The sequence below is a fragment of the Streptomyces sp. WM4235 genome (genome assembly GCF_001279725.1).
In the GTDB taxonomy this organism is placed as follows: Bacteria; Actinomycetota; Actinomycetes; order Streptomycetales; family Streptomycetaceae; genus Streptomyces.
The window spans coordinates 1-10,215 of the sequence record NZ_LGDE01000042.1; the positions used below are offsets into that span (position 1 = coordinate 1).

The window sequence follows — 10,215 nt, forward strand, 5'->3', positions numbered from 1 at the left end:
CGACCTGCCCAACCACCACGAACCCGCCCCCGTCCCCGCCCCCGTCAAGGAGCGGGTCCTCGAAGGCGCCGGGGGTCCGAGCCACGTCGAGAACGGCACCGGCCACCCCACGGGCTCCGCACACCCGGGAAACGGGACACCGCCGACATCGATGCACCCCGGCGACGGCTCCCACCCCACCGGCGGCGGTACGCACAACACGCCCCCCACGGGAGGCCACGCCACAGACCACCCGACCGGCGGTCACCCGACCGGCGGCGGCTCGAGCGGCGGCGCCGGTTCACACACGCCGTCCGTTGGCGGCCACGGCACCACCGGTGGTGGCGGCCACCAGCCCGGCGGTTCGGGGCACGGCGGCGCGGACAACGCTCCGCACGACCATCACACGGAACCTGGAGGCGGCGGAGGTACCGGCCACGGCGAGGCGGACACCGCACCCACGGGCGGCGGCCACGGCGAAGGACCGGGCATCCCGCACGAGGGCGAGGTCCCAGGGGGCCCCGTCCCTGACGGCCCCCTTGGCACCGCTGATGACGGGGTGCTTCCCGGCGGGTCCGAGCCCAGGCCGGACGGTGCGCGCTACATCGAGGAGCCCACCGACTCGCACGTTCAGGCGGCGCGGTTCTATGACGACATCCGAGCCAACCCGGAGAACCTGAACATCGCGGCGATTTCCGACAACACCGGTATCAGTCCGCAGGTGCTGGACCGTGTACGTACCCACTTCTTCCTCACAGAGCATGTGGTGGCCGAGGCCCCCGGCCTTTCCAGAAACGGGTACTTCACGCCGCGAAGCGATATCGCGGAGATCTGGGAAGCCGCGAGCCGGCGTAGCCTCACTCCGGAGGAGACGACCAAGTTCGAGCGGTACATCGGGCATGAATACGTCGAGAGTCAGCTGTTGGAAGCCGGCCTTCCTTATACGGTCGACGCTCCGCACATGTGGGATTCATTCCAGAACAGCGACGGCCCGGTGGAGTACTATCACGAATTCCCCAGAAGCCCCCGCGACGCCGGTGCGCACGACCTCGCGGTGAACGAGGGCAGGGGCGGGTTCAATCACTGGCGTGCGGTAGGGTTCGACGTCCCCAAGATCGAGCTGGCGTCCGATCTGTCCAACATCGACGAAGTGGTGGCAGCTCTGAAGGACGAGCTGCGCGCGAAGGGAATTGAGCTCAAGTGACCGATCGGACGGAATCCGCCACGCTGAATCGCCTCCGTGCGGTTGATTGGATGAGTGACTGGGACTTCGCCTTCGGGCATGTCAAGTCCCGTCGTGTCCTGTTCCGGGAATACACGCGCCGGGCGGCCGTGTGGGCCCAGGCGTACGCGGCCGAGGGTGGCTGGCCCTTCTTCGATGTGACCTCGTACGTGGATCCAGAATTCCAGCCGACTCCTGAACTGGCAGCCGAACTCGCTGAATTCCTGGATCGCCTGCCCAATGGCGAGGTTCGGCAGACCTGCTCGGGCGCGGTCCGCATGGCGGAACTCCGGGCGCAGAACCCTGCCGCGTTCTCGGACCTTCCCGATCTCTACGAGCCGCTGGTCCTCTTCTACGAGCGGGGCGGCGAGTTCACCCGGGACGATGCGGGGTTCCTCGATCTGACAGGTGTGCGGTTCCGGCTGGGCACCCTGGAGAGCCACCTCGGCAACCCGCCCGTCACGCTGCTCGGCGACACCGTCCTCGACGCGCTCGACGCCGACGGGCAAGTCGTGTACTACACCGCGGAGGACCGACAGGGCCCCCTCCTCAGGCGGCGAGTGCTGAGGGACGAGCAGTCGGACGAGGTGTTCGGCCGTGACCTGCGCTGGGAGTCGACCGATCTGATCCCCGGCACCGAAGCGGAGGCCAAGGAGGCGGGCCTGGTCGCTCTGGAGGAGCTCAAGGCGGCCAAGCTCATCGGGGAGATCGTGGCCGCCGTCACGCGTCCCTGAGGGCTGGGCTTGCCATCTCGCGACCCGACGTTCGCGGAGGGGCGGACCCTCAGACCCCGGCTCCTGTACTTCCTCGACGGGGCGGCGGAGGCTCCTGCCGTCAGCGCCGATGTCACTGGTGTCGATCACGTGCATCCTCCGGTCGTCCTCGCCCGGCCGTCCCACGGCACCGATCGCCACATCCACATTACGAAGAGCCTCCCGACCTGCGCTGCCTCTCATCTCCAGCGCCTTCGTCCCGACCGACGCGATGCCGGGTGCTACCCAGGGTGCGCCAGGACTTCGGGCGAGGAATGGGTGAAAACTGGATTCCAGCGCTCTCGCCTGGCTCCTCGTGCGGGGGTGCGGCGAGAGCGCCAGCAGGCCCGCCGGCGCTCCCGCCACCGTCACCCCGACAAGTGGTGCCCGCCATTGCGGCTGGTCCGAACGGACTGCGGGAAGAGGTGGTGGAGTGTGCCGACCGGGAAGGTCGCGCCCCTGATCCGTGATGTCCCGCCTCGCCCAGATGCTGCCTCCCATCCCTGGTCGTCCTAGAAGTGTCAGGCGGTGCGCTGGTCGTGGCGGTCTTGGCGGAGCTGGTCGGCATGCCGGGCCAGGGCGTGGATGTGGTCGGCGAGGGCCGAGTCTTCGGGGCGCAGGTGGGGTCGGGTGTCGGTCAGGGGCTGGAGGAGGCGGGCGGCGTCGTTGTCGGCGAGGGCCCGGTTCAGGGCGCTGACGGCTCCTGGGCGCCGGCTGCCTCCTCGCTGACAGGGCCGGCTATGTTTCAGCCATTGATGCTCACGGTGACGAGCGATTGGCTTTCCCTCCGCATACTTGTGGCGTTCAGATGCCGATCGTGCCTGCGTAGGGGGCTACCGGAGCACGACCGTGACGCCGCGCCGTTCGAGGAGTTGCACGATCTCCTCGAAGTAGGAGAGTTGACCCTCCGGATCCTCCACAACATCCGCCAGTGCGCGGCGTGCGACTTCAGAGTCATGCCAGGTCAAGGTGAAGGGCGGGGCCACTCCGAATCCACCGCACAGGCAGTCCTTGAAGGCGTTCCACTCCCGGCCGAAGTAGCGGCCAGGTCCGAGCAAGGCCTCGGCGATCGCGCAGTGCAGCCCGGGGACGTCCGTGACGAACCGGCCGTCGAGATGGTACTCGCCGCCAGAGCGGTCCGGTCGAGGCGCGGGCACCCGCCAGGCACGGGTGGTGAGGTCGAGCCAAGCGGCCCTGCCCTGCGAGTCATACGGCGCCCACATGTTGGGGGCTTCTGGCGGGCCCTGATACCACTCCGCCCAGATCGAGCGGGCCGCCGACGATGGTCGATCGGCGCCGCCATCGGTGAGGGTTATGTCTTCCAGCCCATCGCCGAGCACAGACGGGCGCGCTCCGGTGATGGCCAGGCCCACGGAGCGCGAGGCCATCACAGCGCCATGGCGATCCAGCACCAGGAGATCGGCCCAGCCCCGTGTCCACCGGCGTGGTCGCTGAGTCCCTACGAGCAGTGGTTCCGTAGCCTCGCAGCCGATCAGCTCCATCGAGACAGGGGCCGGGTCCGCTCGCGGATTGAACAGGCCGTCCACATCGGAGCACCGGCCTGCACTTGCAGCAGCGACCGTCGTTCCCGCGAAAAGCTCGAAGCGTGGTGTCGCAGGCACTTCGAAGAAGCTCTCGTCGTTCCTGACGCCGGCACCGAGCACAATGTCGTACCGCGCCGGGTCGCCGGGGTGGGGCTGATGGGCCACCACGACCGCATCGACGAGAGTCCACCACTGCACGGGCTGCTCGTCGTCCCAGACCTCGACGCCCACGTCGCCCAGACCCCGAAACGAGACGCCGGGCTCGGCCAGGACCTCGCTCAGGAAGTCATCGGGGCTGCATCCGCGGAGGGTGAGGATCTCCCGTGGCGGCGGGACCGGGTCGACGAACAGCCCTTCGACGCCCGCACACCTCCCCCAGAGCTGTTCCACGCCGTCTTCGTCCTCCTGCACCAGGAGGTACTTCACCGGGAAGCCCCGATCCCACCGAGCGTGATCTGTGATGCGCACCCAACCCCCGAACATGTGAGCAACCTTCGCGCCACGATACGGACCCTGCCAGCCCTGGCCAGGAAGGGGACGGGCTTCCGAGTTCGGTTACGTCTCGTCGACGGCGCCCGGATGGCAGAGTGAAAGTACGGGCTTTTCGTGTCGTGCTGCCGTCGGGTACCCGGTACTGGACGGTGGTTGACGACGACTTCGAGGTGGTCAAGGAAGCCGATCGGTTCCTGCGGGAGATCCGGCTCGCAAGGGGTCGAGCGGAGACGACAACTAAGGCGTACGCCGAGGGAGTCGTGCTGTTCTTCCGCTGGTGCACGGCCACGGGGAGGGACTGGAGGACTGCAGCCCAAGACATGGGGCTGTTCATGCTCTGGCTGAAGTGGACACCGGGCCGCGGCGGCAACGCTCCGGTCGTCGTGCCGGGGCCGGGGGCGAAGCCCGTTCGGGGCGAGATCCGGGTGAACAAGGTCCTGACCGCGGTGCGGATGTTCCTGCTCTACGGCGTCACGAACAAGCTGGTGCCGGCCTCGGTGCTGGAGCAGATCTACGAGGTCGGTGACACCCGTGATCTGCCCGAGGCTGCCCAGGGCGAGAGCGACGGCATGCGGTTGCGGCTGCGCGCCCGGCACCGGGTCCAGGAGCCGGAGACGGACATCGACCGCGCCAGCGACGAGGAGGTCGTGGCGATGTTCCTGGCCTGCCGTTCCGCCCGCGACCGGCTGACGCTGCTGCTTCTCTCCCGCGTCGGCCTGCGGCCGGGACAGGTCGCGGGTCTGTACCGCAGCGACTGTCATCTGCTGATCGACTCCAGACCGCTGGGATGTGACATCGAGGGCGCCCACGTTCACATCGCCCGCCGACAGAACGAGAACGGCGCCTGGTCGAAGTCGAAGAAGACCTGGGCGATGCCGGTGGATTTCCTCGTGGTTCAGGCTTTCGATCAGTACGCGCTGGAACGCCATGAGCAACTGCCCTCCAGCGACAGCGACTTCCTCCTGATCAACCTCTTCCGGCCGCCCTACGGCAAGCCGGTCACGACGGACGCGATCGGCGAGCTCTGCGAGTCCTTGTCCCGCCGGGCCGGCCTGGGCCGGATGATCACGCCGCGGATGTGTCGCCACGCCATGGCCAGCAACGTCGCGGACGCCGGCGGCTCCCTGGACGAGGTCCAGGCCCTGCTCGGCCAGAAGAACCCGCACTCGCCCAGGCCCTATCTCCACCCGAGCCGCGCCCGGCTCCGGGACGCCATCGAGCGAGTCCCCTCTCCCCGCCTGCAGTTCGGGGGCGAGGGCCGATGACCATGATCAACGCCGTCGTCTCGTCCGCCGACTCCCCGGCGGACGAACTCAACGATCCCCTGCGCGAGGCCATCACGCCGGAGTTCCTGCAGCTCATGGGCTGGGACCCGCAGATCAGGCTGCTGTTCATCCCGCGCGACCACCCGCAGTTCAGCGCCCCGGAGTGCCTGGTCGCCGGCTGCGACAAGATGGTCTACTACGCCTTCCAGCAGGGCCTTTGCGTCGGCTGCATGCGGCGCTGGGAGAAGAGCGGACAGAGCATCGAGGAGTTCGCCGGGACCGCGAAGCGGTACTGGCGGGCCATCGGCGAGGTCACCTGCCAGGTTCCGCAGTGCGCCCGGCCCAGCAACGGCCTGGCCACCCCGCTCTGCGCGGCTCACCTCTATCAGCAGAAGCGGATCTACAAGATCCCGGTCGAAGAGTTCGTACAGCATCCCGACGTCGTCCCGCTGGAGGCGTTCGGCCCTTGCAACGTCGCCGCGTGTTACCGGCAACGTCAGAGCCCGGCCGGCTACTGCCCCGCGCACGCACAGCGCCGTCGGGCCGCGATCCGCAAGGGAACGCTCGGCGACGAGGACCACTGGCGCCGCACCACGAACGCGATCTCGCAGAACGGCGTGATCAGCCTGCGCGGACTACCCGATCGAGTGGTGCACGAAATCCTCTACGGGCTGCAGGAACGCGTGGCTGAGGGCGTGATGCAGAAGGACTACCTCCTGCGGCCGTTCTGCGACCGAGTCCGTTCCCAGCAGGTCACCACCCTCGGCGAGCTCGACCTGAGCGCTTTCAACCACCAGACGAAGAACATCGCCACGGGCTTCCTCAAGCACCTCGGCCGTGTCGGTCTGACTCCGGAGACCGAGCGGCACAAGGACATCTGGTCCGGCTACGCGTTCGGCATGGTCGGCAACATCTACTTCGACAAGATCAGTCAGCTCTGGCTGCGGGAGGCCACGAAGTCGTGGGCCCTGGACGACATTCCCAAGCGTCGGGGCAAGAGCCGGACCGCCGTCCAGTCGCACATCAACGCGATCCTCCAGCTCTCGGACAGCCTGCGGCTGAACCGGCCCGATCGCGGCGAGGACGTTCGTGCCCTTGAGCGCGTCGACGTGACGATCTTTCTGCACCGGCTGCGGTTCCTGAACGAGCAGGGTGAGCTCAGCGGATACGCGCACGTCCGCGTGGTCCGTTACGTCCGGCGGCTGCTGAGCCGGATGCGGACCTTGGGTCTGACCCAGCGCGATCAGCCCCTGCACGGGATCAGCGAAACCTTCGGCCTGCAGGCCGAGGACGTCCCGGACGATCCCGAGGACAACGAGGCCGGCAAGGACCTGCCGGCCGAGGTGATGACTCAGCTCTGCCAGCACCTCGACGGCCTCGAAACCACGGGATCCTCCGAGATCCGCACCGGGGTCGAGCTGATCATCGACACCGGCCGCCGCCCCGCGGAGATCTGCAAGCTTCCCTACGACTGCCTCGAGCGTGATGACGACGGCAAGCTGACGCTGGTCTATGACAACCACAAGGCGGCCCGAAAGGCCCGTCGCCTGCCCATCAGTGGCGAGACCGGCGCCGTGATCATCGCCCAGCAGGAACGAGTACGGGCACGGTTCCCGAACACCCCCACCGCCGAGCTCAAGTTGCTGCCCACTGTGTTGACCAACGCCACGGGCACCAAGCCGATCACGGCTGAATGGCTGGCCGCCCGCCATCGCGCCTGGGTCGAGGGACTGCCCGAGTTCCTGGTCCCCACGGTCGTCACGATCAAGGGCCGCCAGGTCACCAAGATGCTGCCGTTCGACAAGGCGAAAATCTTCCCCTACGCCTACCGGCACACTTACGCCCAGCGGCACGCGGACGCCGGCGTCGCGCCCGATGCCCTGCAGTCCCTTATGGATCACCGCCAGCTGACGACCACTCAGCAGTACTACCGGGTCACCGACACCCGCAAGCGCGAGGCCGTCGAGCGGGTCACCGCGATGCAGTTCGACCGGAACGGCAACCGTGTCTGGCGCAAGGCACAAGCCCTGCTCGACTCCGAGCACGCCCGCCGGGCCGTCGGCGAGGTCCAGGTCCCCTACGGACTCTGCACCGAGCCCACCAACGTCCAGGCCGGCGGGCACGACTGCCCCGTCCGCTTCCGCTGCGTCGGCTGCGATCACTTCCGCACCGACGTCTCCTACCTCCCCGACCTGGAGGCATACCTCGCCGATCTCCTCCGCGGCCGCGAACGCCTCGCCGCCTTCGCCGCCGATTCATGGGCCAAGGCCGAGGCCATGCCCTCCGACGAGGAGATCACCCGGGTCCGCCGCCTGGTCAAACGCGTCCGCGAAGACCTCGAGGACCTCACCGAGGAGGACCGCATCCAGATCAAGGAAGCCGTCGCCACGGTCCGCCGCACCCGCCGCGTCGTCTCACTCGGCCTGCCCCGCATCAGGCCGCCCCAGGACCTCCGCCCCGAAAGGCCCGCAGGATGACCAACCCCATGATCGAGGGCAAGCGCGCCGACTCGGCCCGCCGCCGCGAACGCGTCCTGAAAGCCATCGACGCCGCCGCCAAGAACGGTGGGGACATCACCGTCTCCGGCCTCGCCAGAGCCGCCCGGGTTGACCGCACCTTCCTCTATCGCCACCCCGACCTGCTCGAACGCGTCCATGCCGCCGCCAACACCCCTGTTGAGGAGGGCCGAACAGCAGCGGTCAGTCGGACTTCGCTGCAAACCGACCTCACAAACGCACTCGAACGCAATAAGCGTTTCGCGGCACGGGTCCGCCAGCTGGAGAGCCGCCTGTCTTCCCAGCTCGGCGATGCCATCTGGGCCGAATCCGGTCTTGGCGCACCCGTCGACATCGACCACCTCCAGCGTCGCATCGCTCTCCTCGAGCAGGAAGTCGCCGCCAAGCAAGGCGAACTCGACGAGCGGACCGAGGAGCTGGAAGCTGCTCGAGCGGCCAATCGGGAGTTGACCCGGGCCCTGAACCACCGGCCTTGATCACGACTGGCCACGGTCCGTTCTGATCGCTCAGGTCACCCACGCCGGTTCTCGGCGGCCAAAGGCCGCCGAGAACCGCTCACGGGACAGTCTCTAGGGGCGGCGGGCCAGCAGGTGGGCATCGAGGAAGCCTCGCTCGGAGGCCGGGTCGTGGACCAGCCGAGCGAACGGGACGAGCCCGGCACCCGCCAGCAACTCGGCAAACCGGTCCACCGGCCAGCTATAGGCGGGCGTCACCTTGTGGTCGAAGCGAACCGGCTCCGACCCGTCAGTCGCGAAGAACGAGACCAGGAGCAGGCCCCCTGGCGCCAGGACACGCACCTGCTCGGCGATCAGCGCGGGCAGTTCCCCGGGCGGGGTATGAATCATCGAGTAGTGGGCCAGCAAGCCACCGAGCGAGCCGTCCTCGACCGGCAGCGCCTCCATCTTCGCCTCATCGAACCGCAGCGCCGGATGGGCCCGGCGGGCGTGGTCGACCATGACCGGGGAGAGGTCGAGCCCGAAAGCGTCCAGTCCAAGGTCGTGCAGCATGGCCGTCAGATGTCCCGGCCCGCACCCGACGTCAGCTGCCCGCAAGTTCCCGTTCTCACGCACCAGTTCGGCGAAAGTGCCGATCATGCTCCGCGAGAACGGCTGCGTCTCCAACCGATTGGCAAACAACGATGCATACAGCTCGACGACCCCGTCATAGGCCGCCCTGGTCTCGTCCTGGTATCCCACGGGAGAGAAGCTAACACCGGCACACAACTGGCTGCCTGTCACACGGTCACGAACCGGCCCTAGCACCACAGGTGTTGTGATGCATAAACTCACCTACTAGGTCGCTGAGCAGCATCAACGTGAGACAGAACCCACGGCAACAGCATCGACCCCCAGAGAATCGACGTCCTCCTTGTCGGCCTGGACCATCGGGTACTGGCCGCCTGGCGTCGGCTGCACCGGCAGCCGGTCCAAGAGCGTCGCGTTGGAGAGGATCACCCCGCACGGGTGCATGGCGATGCCCCGCGGCAGCTTGTCCAGGCCTTCGGCCAGTTCCCACAGCGGCCCGAACGAGCTGGCTTCCGCCGCGAGCTGCTTCAGTTCCGGCAGCGTCGCGAGGGCGTCGCGGATGTCGCAGGCGCGGATGTGGGGGAACGACTTCGCGATCCGGTCGACCACCTGTGGCGCGATGCCCATGGCGAGGCCGGTGTCCCTGAGGGCGTGGCGGGCGCGGTAGGTCTCGGGCATGCCCGTCACGGCGACCCTGGAGGTGCCGAAGCGTTCGATGATCCGGTCGTAGACCTCCAGGCGGCGCGCGGACTCCACATCGACATCGATGTCCGGCAACGATGACCTGCGCTCCGACAGGAAACGCTCGAACAGCAGGTCGTGGTCCAGAGGGTTGGCCGTCGCCACGAACAACGCATGATTGACCATCGAACCGGCACCCGACCCGCGGGCCGCGACGCGGATACCCATCGCGCGGACATCCGCGACGACCTGGGCGACCGCCAGGAAGTACGCCTCGTACTCCAGCTTCCCGATGACGCCGAGTTCGTAATCCAACTGCTCGACCCGGACGCCGAGCTGGTCGGCGAGGCCGACGGTTCGGGCGGCCAGCCGCAGCGAGCCCGGCCCCGTTCCGGGCACACCCCAGCACACCGTCTCCAGCCGGAGGTTCGCGCCGGCCACCTCCCGCCACGGCGCGATCAGCCGCTCGGCGAGGTCGGGCCGCCCCGCCGACAGGGCGCGCACTGGCTCCGAGACCGGCCCCAGCAGGACCAGCAGATCCTCGTCCGCGTACCGCCGCAGCGTCTCCCAGGACACCACCGGCGGTGCTTCCGCCGCATCGGCGTGCGCCGCGGACACCAGACGGCACAGCCGCGCCCATCCCGCGGCGTTCCGAGCCAGCAGGGTGATCCGCAGCGGCGGCTCCACCACGTGCGCGCCTCCGCGTGCCGGGGTGCGGGGCCGGGGCGTGGAGCCGGGG

General features: G+C 68.4%; 6 protein-coding genes and 2 pseudogenes. 5 read left to right on the forward strand and 3 right to left on the reverse strand.

All coding sequences use genetic code 11. The annotated features are described in order from the left end of the window. Positions 1-1,183 (forward strand): annotated as a pseudogene (locus ADK55_RS40395) (hypothetical protein); the annotation flags it as partial. A gap of 50 nt (positions 1,184-1,233) precedes the next feature. After that, positions 1,234-1,935 (forward strand): hypothetical protein, encoded by a 702-nt coding sequence (locus ADK55_RS39065; RefSeq protein WP_053676362.1) that lies wholly within the window; start codon positions 1,234-1,236, stop codon positions 1,933-1,935. An 851-nt stretch (positions 1,936-2,786) separates the two neighbouring features. On the opposite strand, the gene ADK55_RS05745 is transcribed toward ADK55_RS39065, so the two are convergent. Further along, entirely contained in the window at positions 2,787-3,923 is a 1,137-nt protein-coding gene (locus tag ADK55_RS05745; RefSeq protein WP_053676367.1) for a barstar family protein, read from the reverse strand. 215 nt (positions 3,924-4,138) lie between these two features. Here ADK55_RS05745 and ADK55_RS05750 point away from each other — a divergent pair, with 215 nt between their 5' ends. The 3 genes from ADK55_RS05750 to ADK55_RS05760 are packed head-to-tail and all read left to right on the forward strand — an operon-like array spanning position 4,139 to position 8,246. After that, positions 4,139-5,254, forward strand: coding sequence for a tyrosine-type recombinase/integrase (locus ADK55_RS05750; RefSeq protein ID WP_234349912.1), 1,116 nt, complete (start codon positions 4,139-4,141; stop codon positions 5,252-5,254). After that, complete coding sequence (locus ADK55_RS39070; RefSeq protein ID WP_053676364.1) at positions 5,251-7,731, forward strand: tyrosine-type recombinase/integrase; 2,481 nt, start codon at positions 5,251-5,253, stop codon at positions 7,729-7,731. The genes ADK55_RS05750 and ADK55_RS39070 overlap by 4 nt, the downstream gene beginning before the upstream one ends. Positions 7,732-7,739: 8 nt before the next feature. Further along, positions 7,740-8,246 (forward strand): DUF6262 family protein, encoded by a 507-nt coding sequence (locus ADK55_RS05760; RefSeq protein ID WP_233416276.1) that lies wholly within the window; start codon positions 7,740-7,742, stop codon positions 8,244-8,246. A 93-nt stretch (positions 8,247-8,339) separates the two neighbouring features. Here the strand turns inward: ADK55_RS05760 and ADK55_RS05765 are convergent, their stop codons facing one another. Further along, a complete protein-coding gene (locus ADK55_RS05765) occupies positions 8,340-8,966 on the reverse strand; it encodes a class I SAM-dependent methyltransferase (protein WP_053676365.1) in 627 nt (208 codons plus the stop codon). A 147-nt stretch (positions 8,967-9,113) separates the two neighbouring features. Further along, positions 9,114-10,215 (reverse strand): annotated as a pseudogene (locus ADK55_RS05770) (PHP domain-containing protein); the annotation flags it as partial.

Excerpts from the sequence above, each read along its gene's own strand:
- ADK55_RS39070 (WP_053676364.1), top strand. The coding sequence starts at position 5,251 with ATGACCATGATCAACGCCGTCGTCTCGTCCGCCGACTCCCCGGCGGAC.
- ADK55_RS39065 (WP_053676362.1), top strand. The coding sequence starts at position 1,234 with ATGAGTGACTGGGACTTCGCCTTCGGGCATGTCAAGTCCCGTCGTGTC.
- ADK55_RS05760 (WP_233416276.1), top strand. The coding sequence starts at position 7,740 with ATGATCGAGGGCAAGCGCGCCGACTCGGCCCGCCGCCGCGAACGCGTC.